Annotated in this window: 29 protein-coding genes and 1 riboswitch; of the genes, 25 read left to right on the plus strand and 4 right to left on the minus strand. The window is 54.3% G+C overall.

All coding sequences use genetic code 11. The annotated features are described in order from the left end of the window. Positions 1-35: 35 nt before the first annotated feature. The 8 genes from gcvH to N685_RS0107670 all read left to right on the plus strand — a co-directional run bounded on the left by gcvH (position 36) and on the right by N685_RS0107670 (position 4,819). Entirely contained in the window at positions 36-419 is a 384-nt protein-coding gene (gcvH, locus tag N685_RS0107635) for a glycine cleavage system protein GcvH (RefSeq protein WP_031407263.1), read from the plus strand. A 74-nt stretch (positions 420-493) separates the two neighbouring features. Continuing rightward, the gene (locus N685_RS0107640) at positions 494-730 is read left to right on the plus strand and encodes a YusG family protein (RefSeq protein WP_031407265.1); all 237 of its coding nucleotides are present in this window, start codon (positions 494-496) and stop codon (positions 728-730) included. A 96-nt stretch (positions 731-826) separates the two neighbouring features. Continuing rightward, positions 827-1,186: a toprim domain-containing protein gene (locus N685_RS0107645; RefSeq protein ID WP_031407267.1), complete on the plus strand. Its 360-nt coding sequence runs from the start codon at positions 827-829 to the stop codon at positions 1,184-1,186. Beyond that, positions 1,183-1,500 (plus strand): thioredoxin family protein, encoded by a 318-nt coding sequence (locus N685_RS0107650; protein WP_031407268.1) that lies wholly within the window; start codon positions 1,183-1,185, stop codon positions 1,498-1,500. The genes N685_RS0107645 and N685_RS0107650 overlap by 4 nt, the downstream gene beginning before the upstream one ends. A gap of 152 nt (positions 1,501-1,652) precedes the next feature. After that, positions 1,653-2,000 (plus strand): hypothetical protein, encoded by a 348-nt coding sequence (locus N685_RS0107655; RefSeq protein ID WP_031407270.1) that lies wholly within the window; start codon positions 1,653-1,655, stop codon positions 1,998-2,000. A 72-nt stretch (positions 2,001-2,072) separates the two neighbouring features. Then, positions 2,073-2,182: riboswitch (SAM riboswitch) on the plus strand. Positions 2,183-2,275: 93 nt separating this feature from the next. Then, on the plus strand, positions 2,276-3,304 hold the full coding sequence (locus N685_RS0107660) for a methionine ABC transporter ATP-binding protein (protein ID WP_031407272.1): 1,029 nt from the start codon (positions 2,276-2,278) through the stop codon (positions 3,302-3,304). After that, a complete protein-coding gene (locus N685_RS0107665) occupies positions 3,294-3,962 on the plus strand; it encodes a methionine ABC transporter permease (protein ID WP_031407273.1) in 669 nt (222 codons plus the stop codon). Before N685_RS0107660 ends, N685_RS0107665 begins: the two co-directional genes overlap by 11 nt. Positions 3,963-3,976: 14 nt before the next feature. Then, the gene (locus N685_RS0107670; protein ID WP_031407276.1) at positions 3,977-4,819 is read left to right on the plus strand and encodes a MetQ/NlpA family ABC transporter substrate-binding protein; all 843 of its coding nucleotides are present in this window, start codon (positions 3,977-3,979) and stop codon (positions 4,817-4,819) included. 19 nt (positions 4,820-4,838) lie between these two features. Here the strand turns inward: N685_RS0107670 and N685_RS0107675 are convergent, their stop codons facing one another. Further along, on the minus strand, positions 4,839-5,027 hold the full coding sequence (locus N685_RS0107675; RefSeq protein WP_216366435.1) for a hypothetical protein: 189 nt from the start codon (positions 5,025-5,027) through the stop codon (positions 4,839-4,841). Positions 5,028-5,122: 95 nt separating this feature from the next. Between N685_RS0107675 and N685_RS0107680 the strand changes: the two genes are divergently transcribed. The 6 genes from N685_RS0107680 to sufB all read left to right on the plus strand — a co-directional run bounded on the left by N685_RS0107680 (position 5,123) and on the right by sufB (position 10,887). Beyond that, on the plus strand, positions 5,123-5,485 hold the full coding sequence (locus N685_RS0107680) for a carboxymuconolactone decarboxylase family protein (protein ID WP_031407280.1): 363 nt from the start codon (positions 5,123-5,125) through the stop codon (positions 5,483-5,485). A gap of 234 nt (positions 5,486-5,719) precedes the next feature. Then, positions 5,720-6,499, plus strand: a complete 780-nt coding sequence (gene sufC / locus N685_RS0107685) for a Fe-S cluster assembly ATPase SufC (RefSeq protein ID WP_031407282.1) — start codon at positions 5,720-5,722, stop codon at positions 6,497-6,499. Between the two features lie 17 nt (positions 6,500-6,516). Continuing rightward, a complete protein-coding gene (sufD, locus tag N685_RS0107690) occupies positions 6,517-7,827 on the plus strand; it encodes a Fe-S cluster assembly protein SufD (protein ID WP_031407284.1) in 1,311 nt (436 codons plus the stop codon). After that, positions 7,824-9,044 carry a cysteine desulfurase gene (locus tag N685_RS0107695; protein ID WP_031407286.1) on the plus strand — a complete coding sequence of 407 codons (1,221 nt, stop codon included), beginning with the start codon at positions 7,824-7,826 and terminating at the stop codon, positions 9,042-9,044. Before sufD ends, N685_RS0107695 begins: the two co-directional genes overlap by 4 nt. Next, a complete protein-coding gene (gene sufU, locus N685_RS0107700; RefSeq protein ID WP_031407288.1) occupies positions 9,034-9,483 on the plus strand; it encodes a Fe-S cluster assembly sulfur transfer protein SufU in 450 nt (149 codons plus the stop codon). The genes N685_RS0107695 and sufU overlap by 11 nt, the downstream gene beginning before the upstream one ends. Positions 9,484-9,489: 6 nt before the next feature. Beyond that, positions 9,490-10,887, plus strand: coding sequence for a Fe-S cluster assembly protein SufB (gene sufB / locus N685_RS0107705; protein WP_015375743.1), 1,398 nt, complete (start codon positions 9,490-9,492; stop codon positions 10,885-10,887). 288 nt (positions 10,888-11,175) lie between these two features. Here sufB and N685_RS0107710 read toward each other — a convergent pair whose 3' ends face one another. Then, positions 11,176-11,787, minus strand: coding sequence for a LysE family translocator (locus N685_RS0107710; protein WP_407059692.1), 612 nt, complete (start codon positions 11,785-11,787; stop codon positions 11,176-11,178). A 251-nt stretch (positions 11,788-12,038) separates the two neighbouring features. Here N685_RS0107710 and N685_RS0107715 point away from each other — a divergent pair, with 251 nt between their 5' ends. The 10 genes from N685_RS0107715 (at position 12,039) to N685_RS0107760 (ending at position 21,866) form a co-directional block, all read left to right on the plus strand. Beyond that, positions 12,039-12,887, plus strand: coding sequence for a DUF72 domain-containing protein (locus tag N685_RS0107715; protein WP_031407293.1), 849 nt, complete (start codon positions 12,039-12,041; stop codon positions 12,885-12,887). 26 nt (positions 12,888-12,913) lie between these two features. Further along, positions 12,914-13,801, plus strand: a complete 888-nt coding sequence (locus tag N685_RS0107720; RefSeq protein WP_031407295.1) for a sulfite exporter TauE/SafE family protein — start codon at positions 12,914-12,916, stop codon at positions 13,799-13,801. 16 nt (positions 13,802-13,817) lie between these two features. Then, the gene (locus N685_RS0107725) at positions 13,818-15,200 is read left to right on the plus strand and encodes a bifunctional metallophosphatase/5'-nucleotidase (RefSeq protein ID WP_031407297.1); all 1,383 of its coding nucleotides are present in this window, start codon (positions 13,818-13,820) and stop codon (positions 15,198-15,200) included. 61 nt (positions 15,201-15,261) lie between these two features. After that, positions 15,262-15,564 (plus strand): YunC family protein, encoded by a 303-nt coding sequence (locus N685_RS0107730; protein ID WP_031407299.1) that lies wholly within the window; start codon positions 15,262-15,264, stop codon positions 15,562-15,564. Between the two features lie 53 nt (positions 15,565-15,617). Then, on the plus strand, positions 15,618-16,364 hold the full coding sequence (yunB, locus tag N685_RS0107735) for a sporulation protein YunB (protein WP_031407301.1): 747 nt from the start codon (positions 15,618-15,620) through the stop codon (positions 16,362-16,364). Between the two features lie 871 nt (positions 16,365-17,235). Then, on the plus strand, positions 17,236-18,432 hold the full coding sequence (locus N685_RS0107740; RefSeq protein WP_031407303.1) for an ABC transporter substrate-binding protein: 1,197 nt from the start codon (positions 17,236-17,238) through the stop codon (positions 18,430-18,432). Between the two features lie 101 nt (positions 18,433-18,533). Beyond that, positions 18,534-19,412, plus strand: coding sequence for a branched-chain amino acid ABC transporter permease (locus N685_RS0107745; RefSeq protein ID WP_031407305.1), 879 nt, complete (start codon positions 18,534-18,536; stop codon positions 19,410-19,412). A gap of 16 nt (positions 19,413-19,428) precedes the next feature. Then, on the plus strand, positions 19,429-20,403 hold the full coding sequence (locus N685_RS0107750) for a branched-chain amino acid ABC transporter permease (RefSeq protein WP_031407307.1): 975 nt from the start codon (positions 19,429-19,431) through the stop codon (positions 20,401-20,403). Beyond that, on the plus strand, positions 20,378-21,157 hold the full coding sequence (locus N685_RS0107755; protein WP_031407309.1) for an ABC transporter ATP-binding protein: 780 nt from the start codon (positions 20,378-20,380) through the stop codon (positions 21,155-21,157). The genes N685_RS0107750 and N685_RS0107755 overlap by 26 nt, the downstream gene beginning before the upstream one ends. 1 nt (position 21,158) lies before the next feature. Continuing rightward, complete coding sequence (locus tag N685_RS0107760; protein WP_031407311.1) at positions 21,159-21,866, plus strand: ABC transporter ATP-binding protein; 708 nt, start codon at positions 21,159-21,161, stop codon at positions 21,864-21,866. A 377-nt stretch (positions 21,867-22,243) separates the two neighbouring features. On the opposite strand, the gene N685_RS0107770 is transcribed toward N685_RS0107760, so the two are convergent. Next, a complete protein-coding gene (locus tag N685_RS0107770; RefSeq protein ID WP_031407313.1) occupies positions 22,244-23,233 on the minus strand; it encodes a M23 family metallopeptidase in 990 nt (329 codons plus the stop codon). Positions 23,234-23,402: 169 nt separating this feature from the next. Between N685_RS0107770 and lipA the strand changes: the two genes are divergently transcribed. After that, positions 23,403-24,299, plus strand: coding sequence for a lipoyl synthase (gene lipA, locus N685_RS0107775; protein ID WP_031407315.1), 897 nt, complete (start codon positions 23,403-23,405; stop codon positions 24,297-24,299). Positions 24,300-24,417: 118 nt separating this feature from the next. Here the strand turns inward: lipA and N685_RS0107780 are convergent, their stop codons facing one another. Further along, positions 24,418-25,104, minus strand: coding sequence for a YhcN/YlaJ family sporulation lipoprotein (locus tag N685_RS0107780; protein ID WP_031407317.1), 687 nt, complete (start codon positions 25,102-25,104; stop codon positions 24,418-24,420). Positions 25,105-25,192: the final 88 nt, after the last annotated feature.

Below are 25,192 nucleotides of genomic sequence, written 5' to 3' on the forward strand. Positions count from 1 at the left end.
AAAAAGGATACATTTTGTCGCGATGGAGGGATTGGATGAACACGCCAAAAGAACTTCGTTACACAAAAGAGCATGAATGGGTGCGCGTGGAAGGAGAGAACGTGCGCGTCGGCATTACGGATTACGCCCAATCGGAGCTTGGCGACATCGTCTTTGTCGAGCTGCCGGAAGTCGGAACCGAAATTACGGCCAACGAGCCGTTCGGCAGCGTTGAATCGGTGAAAACCGTCTCGGAACTGTATGCACCGATCAGCGGCACGGTCGTTGAAGTGAACGAAGCGTTAAACGATAATCCAGAATATGTGAATGAATCGCCGTATGAAAAAGCGTGGATGATCGTCGTCAAACCGAACGATTTGAGCGAAATTGACAACTTGTTGACGGCCGAGCAATACGAAGCGATGATCAACAAAGGATAAACGTTCCTGCAATCTTCGCTTCGATTCGGGCACTCTATACATACCGGAATGTGATTGAAAAAGGGGTGCTCGCGATGGTGTTGCAAACGAAGCACATGGATGTCACGGAACGGATCATCGGCAAACTGAACGGCCGCTCGCTGGAATTGTACGAGGAAGGAGAGCTCATCGGGCGCCTTCCGCTTCCAGCGGCCGTCCCGTTGAAAAATGGATATATCGAACAAAACGGGAGAATTTTCAAACAGGTGACCGCTACCGTTGAACCGGACCAAAAATATGTTGACTGCGACGGGGAAGCGGGCTGGTGTTGAAAGGCAACGGTGCGATGCCGTTGCTTTTCTTTTTCCACCTTTCGCCGGCGCGGGGCATACAATATCGTATCTCCTTTTGAAGTAGGTGGGTCGGACATGCGACGCGTGGAAAAAGTGATCATTGTGGAAGGGCGATCGGACAAGCAAAAGGTGGCGGCCGTCCTGAATGAGCCTGTCGTCATTCTTTGCACGAACGGCACGATCAGCGACGCGCGTTTGGAAGAATGGGCTGATGAGCTGGAAGGATATGATGTGTACTTATTGGCGGATGCCGATGAAGCGGGGGAAAAATTGCGCCGCCAGTTTCGCCGCATGTTTCCAGAGGCAGAGCATATTTACATTGACCGGGCGTACCGTGAAGTGGCGGCCGCCCCGATTTGGCACTTGGCGCAAGTGCTGTTGCGCGCCGATTTCGACGTCCGCATCGAATTGCTCATGAGAGGGGGAGGGGAGTGAAAGCGATCGACCGAAACGATGTCAAGCGAGTGGTGGAAAGCGAGCCGCTTCTCGTCCTTTACTTGTATACCCCGCTGTGCGGCACGTGCCAGCTGGCGCGGCGGATGCTCACGGTGGTGGAGCAGTTGTTTCCGGCGCTGCCGTTTTACGAAACGGACATCAACTATATCCCTGAGCAGGCGGTTGCGTGGAAAATCGAAAGCGTTCCTTGCCTGCTTCTTTTTGTGAACGGAACGATCGCGGGCAAGTGGTATGCCTTTCATTCCGTTCCGTATTTGTATGAAGTGATTCAAACTTGTTTGCCGCCCCAGTGATCCGCCTTTTTTTGACGCCGTTTGACACATTTCTTGGGAAATGACAAAAACGGCGTTGTTTCGCCAACATCGTTGTCGAGATTTTTGTAAAGGATTTCCCTCTTCCACATGGAAATGAAAGAAACATAAGGAAATGGGGGAGGGAGATATCCATGGAAATGCGTGAATTGATCGGGAAGTTCGTGGAACGGATGCAAGTGTTGCGCCATTTGTTGCCGATTTTGCCGGATGAACAGCTGTGCGTTCGGTTTGAAAGCGGGGATGAAACCGTGCTGTTGGTGGTTGGCAAGGAGCCGTCTGCGGCGGAGATGGAACACGATGAACGGAAAACATTGACGATTAGAGGTTCCAAAGCATCGCTCGCATCGCTGTTGAACGGTGAACTGAAGCTGCAGCAGCTCGTTCGGTTGCAAGAAGTGCACGTGTCAGGAAGCTTCCGCCATCTATTGCTTCTCGAGTCGCTCCTCCATTTGGCCAAGCCGTATCGGCATGTTGGGTAAAAAATGATTGACAGCATTCGACAGGCGATGATACAATCACAATCGTAACCAATTGAATAGGTGATTGTTGCGCTCTTATCAAGAGAGGTGGAGGGATGTGCCCAATGAAGCCCGGCAACCGTCAGCGCATGCGCTGAAATGGTGCCAATTCACACAAAGCGGCCTGCTTTGAGAGATAAGAGACGGAATGGTGCACAATACCTTTCTGTTCTCTTTGCGGGCAGAAAGGTTTTCTTTTTGCGCTTTGCCGTCTTGAGGGGAAGGAAGGTGAAACAATGATTGCACTCGAGCAGGTGACAAAAATTTATCAAGCGGCCAACGGCTCGGTCACGGCCGTCGACAACGTGTCGATTGACATTCGCGAAGGGGAAATTTTCGGCATCATCGGCTACAGCGGCGCGGGGAAAAGCACGCTCATCCGGCTGCTGAATGGACTTGAGAAGCCGACGAGCGGCCGGGTGATCGTCGCCGGCCGCGATATGACGCGCGTGAAAGGTCGGGAGCTGCGCAAGGCGCGCCAAGAAATTGGGATGATTTTTCAGCATTTCAACTTGCTTTGGTCGCGCACCGTCAGGGAAAACATCGCTTTTCCGCTTGAAATTGCCGGCGTTCCGAAAGAGGAGCGGAACAAGCGGGTGGATGAGCTGATCGAACTCGTCGGCCTTTCCGGGCGCGAGGACGCCTACCCGGCGCAGCTGAGCGGCGGACAAAAGCAGCGGGTCGGCATCGCCCGCGCGCTCGCCAACAATCCGAAAGTTTTGCTTTGCGATGAGGCGACGTCGGCGTTGGATCCGCAGACGACCGATGCGATTTTGGACTTGCTCGTTGACATCAACAAGCGGCTCGGGCTGACGATTGTGCTCATCACCCATGAAATGCACGTCATCCGTAAAATTTGCGACCGCGTCGCGGTGATGGAAAGCGGCAAAATCGTCGAGCAAGGCGACGTGCTGCATGTGTTCCGGAACCCGCAGCAGCCGATTACGAAACGGTTCGTCCAACAATTGATCGAGCCCGAGGAGACGGAAGAGGCGATTTCCCATTTGTTTGGCCAATACCCGAACGGGGTGATCGCGCAGCTGACGTTCGTCGGCGCGGCCGCCGGGAAGCCGCTCATCACCGAAGTGGTGCGCCAGTTTGCCGTCGATGTCAACATTTTGCAAGGGAAAATTTCGCAAACCCATCAAGGCGCCTATGGGGTGCTGTTCGTTCACCTCGACGGGGCGGCGGATGAAATCGGCCGGGCGCTTGACTATATTCAACGCCAGCAAGTGGCGGTGGAGGTGATTCACGATGCTCGCTAACCTCCTGCCGAACGTGCAATGGGAGACGATGTGGGCGGCGACGGTCGAGACGCTGTACATGACCGGGATGGCGGTGGCGGCCACCTTCGTCCTTGGGATCGTTCTTGGCTTGCTGTTATTTTTGACGGCAAAGGGCAATCTATGGGAAAACCGATGGATCAATGCGGTCATCGCCGCGTTTGTGAATATTTTCCGCTCCATTCCGTTCATTATTTTAATTATTTTGCTCATTCCGTTTACGAAATGGCTCGTCGGGACGATGCTTGGCGCCAATGCGGCGCTGCCGGCGCTCATTATCGGGGCCGCGCCGTTTTATGCCCGCATGGTCGAAATCGCGCTTCGTGAAATTGATAAAGGCGTCATCGAAGCGGCGCAGGCGATGGGCGCCTCGACGTGGACGATCATTTGGAAAGTGCTCTTGCCCGAATCGCTGCCGGCGCTTGTCTCCGGCATTACGGTGACGGCGGTGTCGCTCGTCAGCTATACGGCGATGGCCGGGGTCATCGGCGCTGGTGGGCTTGGGAACTTGGCGTATTTGGAAGGGTTCCAGCGCAACCATAACGATGTGACGTTTGTCGCGACCGTATTGGTGCTCGTCATTGTGTTTGTCATTCAGTGGATCGGTGACGTTGTCACTGCAAAAATCGATAAACGATAAAGGAGGAACAACGGATGAAAAAATGGCTGGGTGTTTTGTTCGCTGCGATGCTTGTGTTCGCTTTGGCGGCATGCGGCGGCAACAAGAACGACAACGCGGAAGGCGGCAAATTGGTAAAGCTGAAAGTCGGCGCGTCGAACGTGCCGCATGCGGAAATTTTGGAAAAAGCGAAACCGATTTTGAAGAAAAAAGGCATCGACTTGGAGATCATCACGTTCCAAGATTACATCTTGCCGAACAAAGCATTGGCTGAGAAGCAAATCGACGCAAACTATTTCCAACACATTCCGTATTTAGAATCGCAAAAGAAAGAATACGGCTATGATTTCGTCAACGCCGGCGGCATTCATATCGAGCCGATCGGCCTGTATTCGAAAAAATACAAAAGCATTGAAGAATTGCCCGACGGTGCGACCATCATCATGAGCAACTCGGTCGCCGACCACGGCCGCATTTTGTCGATGCTGCAAGAAAAAGGGCTCATTAAGCTGAAACCGGGCGTCGATAAAACGAAAGCGACGGTCAATGATATCATTGAAAATCCGAAACATTTGAAATTTAAAGCCGATGTCGACGCTGGGCTGCTGCCGCAAATTTACAAAAACGGCGAAGGCGATGCGGTGCTGATCAATGCCAACTATGCGTTGGACGCCGGCTTGGATCCGGCGAAAGACCCGATCGCCGTTGAGTCGCCGAAAAACAATCCGTATGTGAACATTGTCGCCGTGCGCAAAGGCGATGAAAACCGGAAAGAAATCAAAACATTGGTCGAAGTGCTGCAATCGAAAGAAATTCAAGATTTCATCAAAGAAAAATACCATGGTGCCGTCATTCCGGCAGCGGAAAACAATCAATAACGGGAGTGTTTCGCTCCCGTTATTTCTTTTTCGCCAGCCGCTCTAAAATGGCAACGAGCAGCAAAATGATGAGGCAATTTTGAAGCGCGACAACGGCGGTTAAGCTGAATGAGCCCTCTCCGCTTTCGCCAAGGGCAGCGCTCATCGCCATCCAGACGATGAACGAACCGGCGGCGGCCGTCACGAAAAACACGATCCAACGGGCCATGTTGATCTCCTCCTTTTTCCGATGTTATTCGCCGTTTAATTTGTGGTTCCTGCATGCATACTAACAGCAGAAACGGACAAAGGAGGAAAACGAAGATGAACAACGGCACACAGTCATCGGTCGAATCGGCGCTTCGCCACTACAAAGAAGGGCTTGGGGCGTTCACCCAAAAGCTTCCGAACGTAGCGGAGCGATTTAACGCCTTTACGGAAGCTTGCTTTGCCGAGGGGGCGCTGTCGAAAAAGGAAAAGCAGCTGATCGCTCTTGGCATCAGCTTGGCGACGCAAGATGAGTATTGCACGATTTATCACACGAAAGGATGCGTTGATGAAGGGGCATCGGAACAAGAAATCTTGGAAGCGTGCGCGGTGGCGGCCGCTTTTGGCGGCGGGGCGGCGATGAGCCAGGCGGTGACGCTCGTGCAAGAATGCCTCCGCGAGCTGCGGACGACTCACTAGACTCCGGAAAAAAACGGGGTCTTTTTTTTGCAAAAACTCGTACAAGCTTGCGGTTTTCGTGTAAAATAAATAAAAGATGCGGTTTTTCACACGGCCATCGTGAAAAACAGAGCAGGGAAGTTGCAGGCAGTTTTCATTTGTTATAAAATTGTAATGAGAATAAAATGAGAATGAGCGATCGCTAGAAGACAAGCGAGCGAACTGACTCTCAATCGGGAATTGGAGGTATGCTGCATGGCAGTCTTGACGATTCGTAATCTCCACGTCGCCGTGGAGGGAAAAGAGATTTTAAAAGGAGTGGACTTGGAAGTCAAAGGCGGGGAAATCCACGCCATCATGGGTCCAAACGGGACGGGGAAATCGACGCTGGCATCGGCCATTATGGGCCATCCGAAATATGAAGTGACAGAAGGATCGGTGACGCTTGACGGCCAAAACGTCCTCGAGATGGAAGTCGACGAGCGGGCGCGTGCCGGCCTGTTTTTGGCCATGCAATATCCGAGCGAAATCAGCGGGGTGACGAACGCCGACTTTTTGCGGGCCGCCATTAACGCCCGGCTTGGCGAAGGCAACGAAATTTCGCTCATGAAATTCATCCGCAAGCTTGATGAAAAAATGGCGTTTTTGGAAATGAATCCGGATATGGCGCACCGTTATTTGAACGAAGGATTCTCAGGCGGGGAGAAAAAGCGGAACGAAATTTTGCAATTGATGATGTTGGAGCCCAAAATTGCGATTTTGGACGAGATTGACTCCGGATTGGATATTGACGCGCTGAAAATTGTCGCCAAAGGCGTCAACGAAATGCGCAGCAGCGAGTTCGGCTGTTTGATCATCACCCACTATCAGCGGCTGCTCAATTACATCACGCCGGATTACGTGCACGTCATGATGCAAGGGCGCATCGTCAAGTCCGGCGGCCCGGAACTGGCACAGCGGCTTGAGGCGGAAGGGTACGATTGGATCAAAAAAGAGCTTGGCATCGAAGACGAAACGGTCGGACAAGAAGCGTAAGCGTTAGGAGGAGGACTATGGCGACAGAAACGAAAATTCCATTCGACCAACAGTACGTCCGCACGTTCTCAAGCGGGCATGGTGAGCCGGACTGGCTGACGGCGCGGCGGCTTGAGGCGCTTGCGCTGGCGGAGCGGCTGCCGCTTCCGAAACCGGAGAAGACGAAAATTGATAAATGGAATTTCACCGAGTTCGCCCGCCATGCGGTCGACAGCGCGCCGTATGCGGACTTGAACGGCTTGCCGGAAGCGGTCAAGGCGCTCATCGAGGCGGGCGAAGGGACGAAAAACTTGTACGTGCAGCGCAACCATACGCCGGCGTATGTGTCGCTTTCGGCTGAATTAAAAGAAAAAGGCGTCATTTTCACCGATATGTTCACGGCGGCGCGCGAGCATGGCGATTTGCTGAAGCGCTATTGGATGACGGCGGTCAAGCCGGATGAGCACCGCCTCGCCGCTCTCCATGCTGCGCTGTTTAACGGCGGCGTGTTCGTCTATGTCCCGAAAAACGTCGAAATCGAAACGCCGCTTCAGGCGGTCTATATTCAAGATGAAGACGACATCGCCTTGTTTAACCACGTGATCATTGTCGCGGAAGACAACAGCCGCGTCGTGTTTGTTGAAAACTATGTATCGGCAAGCGGGGAAGGAAAAGCGGTCGTCAACGTTGTCGCTGAAGTGTTTGCCGAAGCGAACGCAAGCGTCTTTTTCGCGGCGGTCGACCACTTGGCGAAAGGCACGACGACGTACGTCAACCGGCGCGGCATCGCTGGGCGCGACGGGCGGATCGAATGGGCGCTCGGGTTGATGAATGACGGGAATACCGTTTCCGAGAACATCACCCGCCTCGTCGGCGATGGTTCGATCGGCGATGCGAAAACGGTCGCGGTCAGCCGCGGCGAGCAAGTGCAAAACGTGACGACGAGCGTCATCCATTACGGCAAGCATACGGAAGGAACGATTTTAAAGCACGGCGTCGTCCGCGACAGCGCCACCTCGATTTTCAACGGCATCGGCAAAATCGAGCACGGTGCGTCGAAATCAAACGCTGAGCAGGAGTCGCGCGTGCTGATGCTGAGCGAAAAAGCGCGCGGCGATGCGAACCCGATTTTGTTGATCGATGAAGACGACGTCATGGCGGGCCACGCGGCGTCGGTCGGCCGCATCGACCCCATTCAATTGTATTACTTGATGAGCCGCGGCATTCCGAGGCGCGACGCAGAACGGCTCATCATCCACGGCTTTTTGGCGCCGGTTGTCGAGGCGATTCCGATTGAAGGCGTGAAAAATCAATTAATTGAAGTGATTGAAAGGAAAGTTCAATCATGAATGTGAACGAAATTCGCGCGTTGTTTCCGATTTTGCATCAGAATGTCAACGGTCATCCGCTCGTCTATTTTGACAGCGCGGCGACATCGCAAAAGCCGTTGCCGGTGATTGAAGCGCTTGACCGCTACTACCGCGAGTACAACTCGAACGTCCACCGCGGCGTTCATACGCTTGGGACGAAGGCGACCGACGCGTACGAAGGCGCGCGCGAAAAAGTTCGGCGTTTTTTAAACGCGCAATCGGCTCAGGAAATCATCTTTACGCGCGGCACGACGGCGTCGCTCAACTTGGTCGCCTCAAGCTACGGGCGCGCCCATGTCAAAGAAGGCGATGAGATTGTCATCACGTACATGGAACATCACAGCAACTTGATCCCATGGCAGCAGCTGGCGAAGCAAACGGGCGCGACGCTGAAATACATTCCGCTGCAGGAAGACGGCACGATCGATTTGCGCGATGTGGAGGCCACGGTGACGCCCGCTGTGAAAATCGTCGCCATCGTCCATGTGTCGAACGTGCTCGGCACGATCAACCCCATTCGCGAGATCGCCCGCATCGCCCATGAACGCGGGGCGATCGTCGTCGTCGACGCAGCGCAAAGCGCTCCGCATATGAAGATCGACGTCCAAGAACTCGATTGCGACTTTTTGGCGTTTTCCGGCCATAAAATGTGCGGGCCGACGGGCATCGGCGTATTATATGGCAAAAAGAAATGGCTTGAGCAGATGGAACCGGTGGAATTCGGCGGTGAAATGATCGATTTTGTCGAGCTGTACGACTCGACGTGGAAAGAGCTGCCGTGGAAATTTGAAGGCGGCACGCCGATCATCGCCGGCGCCATCGGCCTTGGCGCGGCGATCGATTTCCTCGAGCAAGTCGGCTTGGACGCGATTGCCGCCCATGAGCATGAACTGGCGCAATACGCGCTTGAACGAATGGCGGATATCGAAGGCGTCACCGTCTACGGACCGAAGGAGCGGGCGGGGCTGGTGACGTTTAACATCGACGGTGTGCATCCGCACGATGTGGCGACCGTTTTGGACGCCGAAGGCATCGCCATCCGCGCTGGCCACCATTGCGCCCAGCCGCTCATGAAGTGGCTTGACGTGACGGCGACCGCCCGGGCGAGCTTCTATCTGTACAACACCAAAGAGGAAATCGACCGGTTCATCGCCGCATTACAGAAAGCGAAGGAGTACTTCAGCCATGTCTTCTAACCATCCGTTGGACCAGCTTTACCGCCAAGTCATTATGGATCATTATAAAAACCCGCGCAACCGCGGGGTGCTTGAGGGCACGAACGTCGATGTCAACATGAACAACCCGACGTGCGGCGACCGCATCCACTTGACAATGAAAGTGGAAGACGGAAGAGTCGCCGACGTCAAGTTTGAAGGGGAAGGCTGTTCGATTTCGATGTCGTCGGCGTCGATGATGACGCAGGCGATCAAAGGAAAAACGGTGGAGGAGGCGCTTCGGCTCGCCCACATTTTCTCCGACATGATCCAAGGCAAAGAGTACGACGATTCCGTTGACCTTGGCGACATCGAGGCGCTCCAAGGCGTTTCCAAATTTCCCGCCCGCATCAAATGCGCGACGTTGGCGTGGAAAGCGCTCGAAAAAGGGCTGCACAATCATGAACATGAAGGAAGGTGAACCGAGATGGCGAAAAAAGCCCCGGAAATCGGTGAATACAAGTACGGCTTCGTCGACAAGGACGTCTCCGTCTTCCGCGCCCAGCGCGGCCTGACGCGCGAAGTCGTCGAAGAAATTTCGCGGATGAAAAACGAGCCGCAATGGATGCTCGAGTTCCGCTTAAAAGCGCTCGACATCTTCTACAGCAAACCGATGCCGCAATGGGGCGGCGACCTGTCGAGCTTGGATTTTGACGAAATCACCTACTACGTCAAGCCGACGGAAAAATCGGGCCGTTCATGGGATGAAGTGCCGGCGGAGATCAAAGCGACGTTCGATAAGCTCGGTATTCCAGAGGCGGAACAAAAATATTTGGCCGGCGTTTCCGCACAATACGAATCAGAAGTCGTCTACCATAACATGAAAGAGGATTTGGAAAAACTCGGCGTCATCTTTAAAGACACCGACTCGGCGCTGAAAGAAAACGAAGACTTGTTCCGTGAGTATTTCGCCAAAGTCGTGCCGCCGACCGATAACAAATTTGCCGCTTTGAACTCGGCCGTCTGGTCGGGCGGTTCGTTCATTTACGTTCCGAAAGGCGTCAAAGTCGATACGCCGTTGCAGGCGTACTTCCGCATCAATTCGGAAAACATGGGGCAGTTTGAGCGGACGCTCATCATCGTCGATGAAGGGGCGCACGTCCATTACGTCGAAGGCTGCACCGCGCCGATTTACACGACGAACTCGCTCCATAGCGCGGTCGTGGAAATCATCGTCAAAAAAGGCGCGTACTGCCGCTACACGACGATCCAAAACTGGGCGAACAACGTTTTCAACTTGGTGACGAAGCGCGCCGTCTGCGAAGAAAACGCGACGATGGAATGGATCGACGGCAACATCGGCTCAAAGCTGACGATGAAATACCCGGCCGTCATTTTAAAAGGCGAAGGGGCGCGCGGCTTGACGCTGTCGATCGCCATCGCCGGCAAAGGGCAGCACCAAGACGCCGGGGCGAAAATGATCCACTTGGCGCCGAATACGTCTTCGACGATCGTCTCGAAGTCGATCTCGAAACAAGGCGGAAAAGTCACGTACCGCGGCATGGTCCATTTCGGCCGCAAAGCGTCCGGTTCGCGCTCGAACATCGAATGCGACACGCTCATTCTTGACAACCAGTCGACATCGGATACGATTCCGTACAACGAAATTTTAAATGACAACATCTCGCTTGAGCACGAAGCGAAAGTGTCGAAAGTGTCGGAAGAGCAGCTGTTCTACTTGATGAGCCGCGGCATTTCCGAGCAGGAAGCGACAGAAATGATCGTCATGGGCTTCATCGAGCCGTTCACTCGCGAGCTGCCGATGGAATACGCCGTCGAGATGAACCGCTTGATCAAGTTCGAAATGGAAGGAAGCATTGGGTAAGCTTGATGAATCAAGGATGGAGCGTTCGTTTGCGGGCGCTTCACCCACAAAACATCCACAATTATGACAAAATGGGGAGCGGCCGTGCTTATTCTTTTCAATAATTGGATGAATGGCATATCCGGAAACGTTAAGGCCGCCCCTCTAATAAGTTGCTGCCGTGTTGCCGGCCATTTCACTCCTTCAAGGGGGATTCATGTCTTTAGGGGAGCGCTCTTTTTTGGGCGCTCCCCTGTCATTGATTTCACATGCCAAGCAGCTCTGTTCCGCCGCGCTCCGTCTTCCTGTTTAGCGCTGGACTTTTTCAAGCGCCAATTTGATGCCAAACCCGATCATCACCGCGCCCGTGATTCCTTCGATCCATTTCTTCGTTTTCGGCCGCTTCATGAAATCGCTAATACAATGGACGAAGGAAATGTAAAACAAAAACCATATAGCGGTCATCGCCGTATAAGCCGCCCCCATCATGAGAAACGGAACAAAGGAGTGCGAGCCCGGTGCTACGAATTGCGGCAAAAAGGTTAAGAAAAAGGCTGCCACTTTCGGATTTAAGAAATCGGTCAGAAACCCTTGCTTGAAGCAGGCAGTATGTTGTCCTCCGCCTTTGATGTCCGTTTCTACACCTAGGGCTTCCCCTTTTTTCATGACTCCATATAATGCCTTAACACCTAAATACGTTAAGTACACAGCACCCACATACTTCAGGATCGAAAACAGCAGGGCAGATTGCATAATGACGGCTGAAAGCCCTAAAGCCGCCGCAGCGGTATGGATAAAAAGGGCGCAACAAACTCCAAAAGCGGTTTTCAATCCGCCGATTTTCCCGACCGAAATAGTGTTTTTTGTAACAATCGCCGTATCGGGCCCCGGCAGCACAATCAAAAAAATAGACAACATCATGAATGAATAGAGATGGATCAATGGGGATCGCCGCCTTTCCAGTTATGATATTGTTAGAATTTTTTGCGAATACCATTGTAGAGCAGTTTTGGACTCATTTCAATCATGGTTTTTCTCTTGGCACGGCTGGACAAACTCCAACGCCTCGCCCGCCAGTGTCGGCCGCATGGACAGCAGGCGTTTTGATTTTAAGGCAGTCGCACTTGTGGTATAGTGAAGATAGTTGGAAATGGAGTGAATTGGTGATGGCCATGATTTACATCGGACTGACCGGCTGGGGCGATCATGACAGCCTCTATCCGCCCGGTTTGGCGGCGAAAGATAAATTGCCGGAATATGCGGCGCATTTTCCGACGGTGGAGGTCGATTCGTATTTTTACGCCATTCAGCCGCGTGCGAACGTGGAAAAATGGATTCGCGAGACGCCGCCGTCGTTTCAGTTTATCGTGAAGGCCTATCAAGGGATGACCGGACATGAGCGCGGCCCGATTCCATATGAAAACAAGGAAGAGATGGTTGTCGCGTTTTTGGAATCGATCGCGCCGTTTCAAGAAGCGGGAAAATTGGCGATGGTGCTGTTTCAGTTTCCGCCGTGGTTTGACTGCCGGCGCGAGCATGTCGCGTACTTGCGCTGGGTGAAGGCGCGGATGGGGGAAGTGCCGGCGGCGCTTGAATTTCGGCACCAATCATGGTTTTCGCCGCGCTTTCGCGAAAAGACGCTTCGCTTTATGGAAGAGGAAGGGTGGATTCACAGCATTTGCGACGAGCCGCAGGCGGGGGAAGGGTCGGTGCCGACCGTTTTGCATCCGACTAATCGCGAAAAGACGCTGATCCGCCTGCACGGCCGCAACGTGCACGGCTGGAACAAGGCGACGGCCGGCGAGAACTGGCGGGCCGTCCGTTATTTATACCGCTACAATGAGCGCGAGCTGCGCGAATGGGCAGATCGCATCCGGGCGCTCGAGGCGAAGACGGACAACATTTATGTGCTGTTTAACAACAACTCCGGCGGCGATGCCGCCGATAATGCGAAGCAGCTGATCGACCTGCTCGGTATTGAATATGCAGGCCTTGCGCCGCGGCAGCTCGATTTATTTTGAAGCGATGAGATGGGGGAGACGGGGAGATGTCTTATGCGTTGCTTGCATTGATTGGCTTTATGGCCGGAACGGTCGGCAGTTTGGCCGGCCTTGGCGGCGGGGTGATCATCGTGCCGGCGCTTTTGTTTTTCGGCGCGCTCGGCTGGCTGTCGGCGGTGACGCCGCAAGTCGCGGTCGGCACGTCGTTGGTCGTCATTATTTTCAACGGGCTATCGTCCACGTTGTCGTACATGAAAGACCAAATGGTCGATTATCGAAGCGGGCTGCTGTTTAGTCTCGGCAGCGTCCCGGGGGCGGTCGTCGGCGCCTGGGTGAACAATACGCTGAGCGTGGCGCATTTTTCGTTGTACTTTGGGCTGTTTTTAATCGCCATGTCGCTCTTTTTGTCGCTGAGCCAAAAGAAAACAAAACGCTCGGCGGCAGAGACGGCGGCGGCGAAAGAACATGGGGCCAAACGAACAGCGGTGGAACAGGCGCAGCCGGCGTCATGGTGGCGGCGGAAAGTCGTCCGCACGTACACCGACCGGAACGGGGACGTTTCTGTTTACCGCTACCAACCGCTGGCGGCGGTTGCCATCGCCTTTGTCGTCGGCTTTTTCGGCGGGCTGTTTGGCATTGGCGGCGGCTCGTTGATGGTTCCAGCGATGATCGTGCTCTTTCGTTTTCCGCCCCATGTGGCGGTCGCCACATCGATGTTGATGATTTTTTTGTCTTCACTCGTCGGTTCGCTGACGCATGTGACGATGGGCAATGTGAAATGGACGTTTGTCCTCACCCTCATCCCCGGCGTGTGGATCGGCGCGAAGACGGGGGCATGGATCAACAAGCGGATCCCGAGCCGAACGCTTGTCGTCGTGCTTCGGGTCGTGCTCGTGCTGCTTGGGGTTCGGCTTGTATGGGAAAGTCTGGCGTAGTGGAGGAGGGGGAGCATTGAAGCAAATCGTCTATCTTTATCACACCAACGACGTCCACAGCCATTTTGAACATTGGCCGCAAATCGCCCGCTTTTTGTCGGAACGCAGAAGGGAGCATCGCGCGCGCAACGAGGCGATGCTTTTGTTTGATGTCGGCGATTTTCTCGACCGCGTGCACCCGATTACCGAAGCGACGCGGGGGAAGGCGAATGTGGACCTGTTGAACGATCTTGGCTATGATGCGGTGACGATCGGCAACAACGAAGGGATCACCTTGGATTACAGCGAACTCGATTCGCTCTACGAGCGGGCGCGGTTTCCGGTTGTCGTCGCCAATTTGTTTCGCCGCGACGGCGCGCGGCCGCCGTGGGCGTTGCCGTATGCCGTCATCCCGGCGACAGAGACGTTTCGCATCGGGGTCGTCGGCGCGACCGCTCCGTTTCGGCATTTTTACGAGTCGCTCGGCTGGACCGTTGCTTCGCCGTTTGAGACGCTGCGGGCGGCGGTGGCGGAGGTGAAGCCGCAGGCGGACTGCGTCGTTGTCTTGTCCCATCTCGGCGTGCATGATGATGAAAAAATGGCCGCTGAGATTCCGGGCATCAATGTCATTTTAGGCGCCCACACCCATCATCTGTTTCCGGAAGGGAAACAAGTCAACGGGGCGCTCCTTTGCGCGGCTGGAAAATATGGACAGTACGTCGGCGTCGTCAAGCTCGAGGTTGAAGATGGGCGCTTGGCGCGGACGTCGGCGGCGGTCGTCGATGTCGCGGCGCTGCCGCGCTCGGAAGAGGTGGAGCGCCGTCTTCGACGCCTCGAGCAGGAAAGCTTGGCGCAGCTTGAGGCGGAACGGGTCGCCGAACTCGAAGAGGATTTGCCGATCAACTGGTTTGCTCCGTCGCCGCTCGCGCATGTGCTTGCTTCCGCCTTGCGGGAATGGTGCCAGGCGGACATCGGCATGGTCAACGCCGGCGTGCTGCTTGAGCCGCTGTCGAAAGGGCCGGTGACAAAAAAAGATTTGCACCGCATTTGCCCGCATCCGCTTAACCCGTGCAAAGTGAAGCTGCGCGGGGCGGAGCTCAAAGAAATTATGATCGAGGCGAATACGGAGCGGATGAAGCATTTGCAGTTTAAAGGGTTCGGCTTTCGCGGCGAAGTGATGGGGGAAATGGTGTACGACGGCGTGGACATCGAGACCGAACTCGAGGAGGACGGCCAATGGCATATCCGCGGCATTAGGATCAACGGTGAACCGCTTGATCCGGAGCGTACGTATGAGGTGGCGACGACCGATATGTTTGCGATCGGCCATTTTTATCCGCAAATTCGGCGGGCGGCGGAGAAAACGTATTACATGCCGGAGTTTTTGCGCGATCTTCTTGCCTGGAAATTGGCCCGGTAGGCAGGCACTTCTTTTTCCATGCTTCATACATTGGAGTATGGAAAGGAGTGTGACTGCGGCGATGGTGGAAGTCAAGCCGATCATCATTGATGGGCATCCGTTTATTGCGGTGTCCGTCCAGCTGCCGAAAACGAATTTGTTGGCGGTGGCGAGTGAAAAAGGGTACATTATGTGCGGGGCGCTCGATGTGGCGCTGTTGAATGAAAAATTGCGTGACCGCGGCATTATCGCCGGGCGGGCGGTCGGGGTGCGCACGATTGAACAGTTGCTCGAGGCGCCGCTGGAATCGGTGACAGTCGCCGCTTTGGAGCTCGGCATTGAACAGGGAATGAAAGGAAAAGACGCGCTGTTGAAAATGCGGTGAAATTCTCCCTCCTTGCAAGCATACATATAGCTTGTAAAGGAGGGATTTTCATTTTGTTGCGCCCCCGATTCGTGCGGAGAGGGCCGCTCCCGTTCCGCTATGTGTTTTTATTGACGTTCGTTTTTTTTATGTTCTCGACGGCGGTAAGCCTTTGGATTGTCAATAAGGGCATCAAGCCGGTGCTCATGGAAATTGCCGAAACAGAAACAAAGCGGATTGCCAACTTGGTGATCAATAACGCCATTGAGCAGCAGTTTCAAAAAGACAACCCTGAATTTCGACAGCTGGTCACGGTTCAGAAGGACGAAAGCGGCAAAATTGTGTCAGTTGATTTTGACACCGCGGTGATCAACCGCATCTTATCGGAGACGGATGATCATGTGATGGAAAGCTTAAAGGCGGCGACAGAAGGACGGATTGAACGGATGGTTCTTCCCGAAGTCGAATCCGGAACGGGAAACAGCCGCGGCATCATTTATTACATTCCGCTTGGACAAATCACGGATAATGTACTCTTGGCCAACCTCGGCCCGCGCATTCCGGTGCAGTTTCAGATCGTCGGCAACGTCAACTCGGAAGTCACGAAAGAAATTCGAGCCTATGATATTAACAGTTTTTTTATTGAAATTGACATTCATGTATCAGTCGACATCCAAGTCGTCATTCCTTTTGCCTCGAAAATTTCCAATGTAACAACGGATATTCCCGTTGTGATGCGCTTTATTCCGGGAGAAGTGCCGCAATTTTACAACAAAAACGGCGGTCAAGTCGGCCCGTCCATCCAGCTTCCGAAGAGGTAGCGGGAAAGGCTGTCCATGCGTGCCTCTAGAAATCCGGCGGCCGTCATTTTCCTAAATCGATCGTTCTTGATTCGAGAGAAGAGCGGAGTTTATAAGGTTTTTCAAATTGAGCCTCATTTTTCATCATGATTAGCGCAGGAGACCCCCACTTCAACGAATGGGAAGGGCGAAGCCCAATGAGTAAGTGGGGGAAGAATGCCCTTTCCTCCTCTCGTTGTCTATATCGATGCCATTTGAAGCGTTTCCATTTGGAGTTTTTACTGAGGATTGGATCGACTGTCAGGCGATCGAACCAAGCTGCTTCCAGGCCCATATACGGGTCTGTGAAGCAGGCGGTTGTTCGGCCTTCCGTCACGCCTTGGCGTGACGGAGGCAAGCCTGCGGCTTGCCTTCGACAGTCGAAAATGGACAAACCGCTTTTCCGTCAAGGATCTGTTCACCTTCTTCGTTGCATATATAGTTCTGTTAGGTTGACGGATGCCCGCGTTAGCCGTCGGGAATGGTTTTGACAGAAACATGGAAATGTTATGCAAAAAAAGCGTTCTGTCCGGTGAAGGGCTTTGGCTGTTTCTCTGACGTTTGTCAAGAGGAAACAGCTTTTTTGTTTTTCAAATAGAAAAGAACTAGACGGGCCTCCGCAAATTTTGTAATATTATATTAAATTGAAAATAGTTTTATTATTTACATAGCAGTTTGAGAGGGGGAATGGTTGGTTCGGCATCGGAAGAAAGGCATGGGATCCCTTTCGCTGCGCTGTCCGGCGCAGCGGATGAGCGCATAAGGCGGCAGGCGCACTTTGCCGATATGGCCTGCCGAGAAAGGCGTGCGCTCTGGTGTGACAGAACATTTCGAACAATGGGGGGAACAAGAAATGAAGAAAAAAAGAGTAGCAGGTGTCTTTTTCTCATTGATGCTGACGGCAGGTCTCATGGCCGGTTGCGGCGGCAACCAGCAAGGCGGCAGTTCTTCAGGCGGGAATGGCGGTGGAGGCGGGGGCGGCGATGTGATTAAAATCGGCGCCAACCTCGAGCTGTCGGGCGGGGTCGCTTCGTACGGCCAGTCGATCGCTGAAGGGCTTGACTTGGCGCTTGAGGAAATCAACAAAGAAGGAATCAACGGCAAAAAGCTGGAGTTGGTGAAAGTCGACAACAAATCGGAAGCGGCCGAAGCGACGAACGGCGCGATCAAGTTGATCAGCCAAGATAAAGTCGTTGCCATCATCGGCTCGGCGACGAGCACGAACACGCTTGCCCAAGTGCAAGTCGCCAACGACAATAAAGTGCCGCTCATTACGCCGACGGGCACGAACCCAACGATCACGAACAAAGACGGCAAAGTAAATGAGTTCGTTTTCCGGACGTGCTTCATCGACCCGTTCCAAGGAACGGTGGCGGCCAAATTTGCGTTGAACGAACTGAAAGTGAAAAACGCGGCGGTGTTGATCGACAGCTCGAGCGACTATTCGAAAGGGCTGGCCGCTTCGTTTAAAGACGCGTTCACCCAAGGCGGCGGCAAAATCGTTGCGGAGGAAGCGTATGTCGCGAAAGACACTGATTTCCGTGCGACGCTGACGCGCATTAAATCGGCGAATCCGGAATTCATTTTCTTGCCGGGCTATTATGAAGAAGTCGGCCTCATCGTCAAGCAGGCGCGCGAGCTTGGCTTGAACGTGCCGATCATGGGCGGCGACGGCTGGGATTCGCCGAAGCTGGTCGAGATCGCAGGCAAAGATGCCTTGAACAACACGTACATCACGAACCATTATTCGTCGGGCGACCCGGATCCGAAAATCCAAGAGTTTGTAAAAGCCTTCAAAGCGAAATACAACAAAGCGCCGGATGCGTTCAACGCGCTTGGTTATGATACGGCCTACTTCCTGGCGGATGCGATCAAACGGGCCGGCAGCGCCGATCCAGTGAAAATTAAAGACGCGTTGGCGAAAACGAAAGATTTGCAGCTCGTCTCCGGCACGCTGACGCTCAACGAAAACCATGACCCGGTCAAATCGGCGGCCATTTTGGAATACAAAGACGGGCAACAACAGTTTAAAACAAAAGTCAATCCGTAATGAGCCTATCGGGGCGGGGAGGGGGCGCACCCTAGGGGACGCCCCCCTGTCCGGCCTTTCTTTTGGGCAAGAAACGAGTTTGCGTTAAGGAGCGTGCAATCATGGAACTCATTCAACAGCTCGTGAACGGCATTTCTCTAGGCAGCATTTATGCGCTCATCGCTCTTGGCTATACGATGGTGTACGGCATCGTTCGGCTCATCAATTTCGCCCATGGCGACGTCTTTATGGTCGGTTCATTCGTCGGATTTTATGCCGTGACGATGCTTGGCGTTGGCTTCTTTCCGGCGCTTTTGCTGGCGATGGCATCTTGCGCCGTGCTTGGGATGATCATCGAGCGGATTGCGTACAAGCCATTGCGCCATGCGGCGCGCATTGCGGTGCTCATTACAGCGATCGGCGTTTCGCTGCTCATTGAGTACGTCACGATTTATTTGCGCGGGGCTCAGCCGGAAGCGTATCCGAGCACGCTGCTGCCGGACCGGAATTTGGAGTTGTTTGGGGTTGTCATCAGCAGCCAGTCGCTGTTCATCCTCGGCACGTCCCTCGTTTTGATGATCCTTCTTCAGTTCATCGTTCACCGGACAAAAATCGGGAAAGCGATGCGCGCTGTTTCCCATGATGCGGAAGCGGCCCGGTTGATGGGAATCAACGTCGACAACACGATTTCGGCCACGTTCGCCATTGGTTCGGCGCTCGCGGGGGCGGCCGGCGTCATTTTTGGCATTTATTATACAAAAATCGAGCCATTGATGGGCATTCTTCCCGGTTTGAAAGCGTTTGTCGCCGCCGTGTTAGGCGGAATCGGCATCATTCCCGGGGCGATGGTCGGAGGGCTGTTGCTTGGCGTCATTGAATCGCTCGTCAGCGGGCTCGGCTACTCGCTCTGGCGCGACGGAGTGGCGTTTGTCATTTTAATTCTCATTCTCATTTTCCGGCCGGCCGGATTGTTTGGCAAGAACGTACGAGAAAAAGTGTAAAGGATGGTAGGGGACAATGGCAACTTGGAAGCGGACTCGTGGATTTTGGGTTTCCGTCATACTGGCCTTCGCCTTTTTCGCTGTTGTCGAGTGGTTGATTGCAAGCGGGACGCTCAATGTGTTTTATGTGAACACCCTCTTTTTCATGGCGATCAATGTCATGCTGGCCGCGAGCCTTCACTTGATCATCGGCATCACCGGGCAGTTTTCGATTGGACATGCCGGCTTTTTCGCCGTCGGCGCTTACGCTTCAGCCGTCATGACGATGAAGTTGCAGCTGCCGTTTGCGGTCGGCGTCTTGACCGCCGGGGTGGCGGCGATGCTCGCCGGACTCATCATCGGCGTGCCGAGCTTGCGCTTAAAAGGGGACTACTTGGCGATCGCCACGCTTGGGTTTGGCGAAATTGTCCGCATCGCGCTCTTGAACATCGATTACGTCGGCGGGGCGAGCGGCATGACGGTGACGCATATGACGACATGGCCGTGGGTGTTCGCCTGCCTGTTTGTCACGATTTTGGTGATCGCCAACTTCACGAACTCGACGCACGGACGGGCGTGCATCTCGATTCGCGAGGATGAAATCGCCGCCGATGCCATGGGGATCAACACGACGTATTACAAAGTGGCGGCGTTCGCGATCGGTTCGTTTTTCGCCGGCATCGCCGGGGCGCTGTACGCGCATCACTTTTACATCATTCAGCCGTCGAACTTCGGCTTTTTAAAATCGTTTGACATTTTGATTTTCGTCGTGCTCGGCGGGCTCGGCAGCCTATCCGGAGCCGTGGTCGCGGCGGTGTTGCTGACGATCGTTTCGACGTTCTTGCAAAACTATCCGGAAACACGGATGATCATTTACAGCATCGTGCTGATTTTGGTGATGCTGTACCGTCCAACCGGGCTGATGGGGACGAAAGAACTATCTTCGCTCTTCAAATGGCGGAAGGCAGCGCAGGGAGGAATGAACCATGGCGGCAAAAACACCGTTGCTTAAGGCGGAAAACGTCGGCATCCAGTTTGGCGGGCTGAAGGCGCTCTCTGGTGTAACGATGGAGCTGTATCAAGGGGAGCTCATCGGGCTCATCGGCCCGAACGGCGCAGGAAAAACGACGCTGTTTAACTTGTTGACGGGCGTGTATGTGCCGACGGAAGGGCGGATTCTGCTTGACGGCGAGACGTTGAACGGCCTGCCGCCGTATAAAATTACACGCCAAGGGATCAGCCGCACGTTTCAAAACATTCGCCTGTTTGGCGAGCTGTCGGTTTTGGATAACGTGAAAGTCGCTTACCATGCGCACGCCCGCCATTCGATGCTGAGCTCCATTCTCCGTCTCCCCTCCCATTTCCGCGGCGAACAGGAAATGGAAGAGAAGGCGGTCGAGTTCTTAAAAATTTTCCAGCTTGACGGCGTCATGCATGAGAAGGCGAAAAACTTGCCGTACGGCCAGCAGCGGCGGCTCGAGATCGCCCGGGCGCTGGCGGCGCAGCCGAAGGTGCTTTTGCTTGACGAGCCGGCCGCTGGCATGAACCCGCAAGAGACGAAAGAATTGATGAAGTTGATCGCGTTCATTCGCGAACGGTTTGCCTTGACGATTTTGTTGATTGAGCATGACATGTCGCTTGTGATGGGCATATGCGAGCGCATTTACGTGTTGGATCACGGCCAGCTGATCGCCGAAGGCACGCCGGAACAAGTGCGCAGCAACCCGAAAGTGATCGAGGCTTACCTTGGCGAGGAGGTGTCGTGACGTGTTGAAAGTAGATGGAATCGATGTGTTTTACGGCAACATTCATGCCTTAAAAGGTGTGTCGCTTGAGGTGAACAAAGGTGAAATCGTCACGCTGATCGGCGCAAACGGCGCCGGCAAAACGACGCTGCTGAAAACCATCTCCGGGCTGTTGAAGCCGAAAAACGGCGACATCGTCTACGAAGGGGCCTCGATCGCCGGCAAGGCGGCGCAGTGGATCGTGAAGCAAGGCATTTCCCATGTGCCGGAAGGGCGGCGGGTGTTTGCCAACATGACGGTCGAGGAAAACTTGGAGCTCGGTGCGTTTTTGCGCAAAGACAAAGACGGCATTCAACAAGATTTTGCCAAAGTCTTTCAGCTGTTTCCCCGCCTTGAGGAGCGGCGCAAGCAATTGGCCGGCACGCTCTCGGGCGGCGAGCAGCAAATGCTTGCCATCGGCCGCGCGCTCATGGCTCGTCCAAAGCTGCTTTTGCTTGACGAACCGTCGATGGGGCTCGCACCGCTGCTTGTCAAGACGATTTTTCGCATCATTCAGGAAATCAATGAGTCAGGGACGACGATTTTGCTTGTCGAGCAAAACGCCCATATGGCCCTCTCGATCGCCGATCGCGCCTATGTCCTCGAATCGGGCCGCGTCGTCTTGTCGGGAACGGCGGCTGAGCTGCAGGCGAGTGAACAAGTGAAGCAGGCGTATTTGGGCGGGCATTGAGAGCGGCCCGCAGAGGAAGACGGGGATGTATGCAAGGCGGTCCGAATGCTTTGAAATCAGTGGGCAGAGGAAGAAGGAGCCCTGTATTTGCAGCGGCTGTATAGATGCCATTTGGAGTTTTTACCGAGTATTTGATCGACTGTCGGGCGACCGAACCACGCCGCTTCCAGGCCCATATACGGGTCTGTGAAGCAGGCGGTTGTTCGGTCTTAAGGCTGATCCAAAACGCACTCGCGTTTTGGATCAGCCCCTTTTCTTATGGCGGCATAGACGCGTGAAATGATATGCGGCGTTGAACCGTTTTTCGGGTTGAGCCGATCCCCAAACTCGTTCAATCACTCCTCGCCGCCTGACGGAAAACAGCTCACTTGGCTTTTCTAGCGGCGCCGTTGTTGCCGCTCCGCCCGCTCCCACGCTTTTAGGTGCGGATACGGGTCAAACGCCCATTCGGTGTAGCCGTTGTCTTTGTACATGCCGTAGTGAAGGTGGGGCGGAAATTTCCCCGCCGTGCCGGGCGGGCCGTAGCCGGAGCTGCCGACCGAGCCGATGATCGTTCCCGGTTCGACGATTTGTCCCTCGCGAAGATCGGCGGCGAAGCCGTTCAAATGGGCGAAGTAATGGTACGTGTTGTTGATGTCGCGAATGCCGACGCGCCAGCCGCCGTATTTGTTCCAGCCTTTCAATTCGACGATGCCGTAGCACGTCGAGCGGACCGGAACCCCGTAGCCGGCGAAAATGTCGGTTCCTTCATGAATGCGCCGCCCGCCCCAGCCGCGCGCATCACCCCACGTATCGCGGTAGCTGTAATTCGCCCGCAACGGAAGTGGAAACACATGGTTGTCCAATTTCAATGTCTGATACTTTTTATAAATTTTTACTTTTCCTAAAATCAGGTCGACCGTCTTGGCGCGTTGGTAATAGTTCCAAAGCGCGATTTTGATCTGGCGATGGTCGATGCCGTACGTCTGCAAATAGCGGGCTATGGCCATGATGACGTCGTCATCATCATCCGCCCGCGCATGGCCGTCGCCGTCACCGTCCACGCCAAGGCCGCCGAACTGGGAGATGGTGAACGGATTCGTATCGTGCGGGTTTTTGTTCAGCGGCCCAGCCCATATGTCCGGCCTGATGTAAATGCCGAGAACGCCGGTCGGTTTGGGCAAATCGCGGCGCACGTGCCGGATATTTCGCTCATACTGGTCAATGGCGGCGAAGTAGTACCATGGAATCAAGGAGACGGCTTCCGCTTTTTTGTACAGCTCCATTCGCTTTTCATACACCGCCTCTTCCTGTTCTGCCGCGGAAGCCGCTCCAGCGGCGATCCACAGCACCGCTGCCGCTGATATGGCGGCAAGCCATCGATGCACGCGTATTCCCCCTTTCCGCCCGTTTCCTACTGTTTAGTTTGGAGAGAAACGCCCGTTTCATAAATGTAAAAAGGAGGAAACTCGCTTGACTGGGCGATTTCTTTTTGTTTTTCCGCGCTTTTCATTTATAATGAAAAATGAACAATCCTCGACAAGTGGAGTGAGAACGATGGCGACAAAAGAAGAACATGTCCGCAAGCCGGACTGGTTGAAAATTAAGCTGAATACGAATGAGCATTATGTCGGGTTGAAGAAGCTCATGCGGGAAAACCGTTTACATACCGTGTGCGAAGAGGCGAAGTGTCCGAACATTCACGAATGCTGGGCGGTTCGGCGGACGGCGACGTTTATGATTTTAGGCAACGTCTGCACGCGCGCGTGCCGCTTTTGCGCCGTCAAAACCGGGCTGCCGACGGAGCTCGATTGGCAGGAGCCGGAACGCGTCGCGGAATCGGTTCGCATCATGAACTTAAAGCACGTCGTCGTCACCGCTGTCGCCCGCGATGACTTGAAAGACGGCGGAGCGGCCGTATTCGCCGAAACGGTGCGCGCCATCCGCCGGAAAAATCCGTTCACGACGATCGAGGTGCTGCCGTCGGATATGGGCGGGGTGTATGAAAACTTAAAAATTTTGATGGACGCCCGCCCGGATATTTTGAACCATAACATTGAAACGGTGCGCCGCCTGACGCCAAGAGTGCGCGCGCGGGCGACGTACGAGCGCTCGCTTGAGTTTTTGCGGCGCGCGAAAGAACTGCAGCCGGACATTCCGACGAAGTCGAGCATCATGGTCGGCCTTGGGGAAACGAAAGAGGAAATCATTGAAGCGATGGATGACTTACGCGCCAACCATGTCGATATTTTGACGATCGGCCAGTATTTGCAGCCGACGAAAAAACATTTGAAGGTCGTGAAATATTACCACCCGGACGAGTTTCAAGAGCTGAAAGAAATCGCGTTAAGCAAAGGGTTCAGCCATTGTGAAGCCGGTCCGCTCGTCCGCTCCTCGTACCATGCTGACGAGCAGGTGAATGAAGCGGCGAAAGCGCGGCAGTTGAAAGCGTAACATCCAACGAACGGCGCAAAAGCAAGCGTTGTTTCAGCGGCTGAAAGCATCATTCCGGCCAGATGAACGCGAAGAAACGGTCATGCCTTTCATAACGAAGGCAGACCGTTTCTTTTCCTCAGCGTTCCGCTTTTGTCGCCCGCGGCGTGCCGTCGCGGAAATCGCGGTCCAGTTCATCGTTGGTTTCGTTGATCATTTCGCCGTTTTCATTTTCCCCGTCGCTCAGTTTTTTTCCTTGTGGATATTTCAACATCCGCTGAATCGTGGCATCGAGAATTTGATCGATGTTGCGTGTGTTCGAATCAAGGCGCCCGAAGCGCTCGATGTCCTTCATCAGCTGTGGATTGTCGGCGACATACACATGGTAGTAGCGGGGAACGACGGAAAGCGCCGTTTTTTTCACTTGATCGGCCGTTTGCTGCCGGTTGCTCGTGTCCGCGTCATACACGACGAGCACTTCCTCATCCGTGACGAGTGTGGCGACGTCTTTCACGCCCGGCAGCTGGGTGCACAATTTGCTGATCAAATCCGCTGCTTTCTCGCGGTTGAAGGACGGCATGTCGTTATAGCCGTTTGCATCGCCGAGGATCGGGCTTTTTTGATGGCGAACGTAGCCGAAGTTATTCATCGGCGTGTCATCGCCGTTGGGCACCCCGTTTTCATTGTACAGCTCGTTGCGGTCGGTGACATTGATCGTGTTGCCGCTCCGCTTGTAAATGTCGGTGTTTTCGTCCTGAGCCGTCTGCGCGCAGCCGGCGAGGGCGAGGGCCGTCCCGAACGCAACGGCCAGCCATGGTTGTCTCATCGTCAGCACCCCCTTCGCTTTTAGGGTGGCACCGGGAGGTTCGTTTGATGACAGTAATTGATTGGGTGCGATGCATCGTTTATGATGG

The organism is Geobacillus vulcani PSS1 (assembly GCF_000733845.1).
Classification (GTDB): Bacteria; Bacillota; Bacilli; order Bacillales; family Anoxybacillaceae; genus Geobacillus; species Geobacillus vulcani.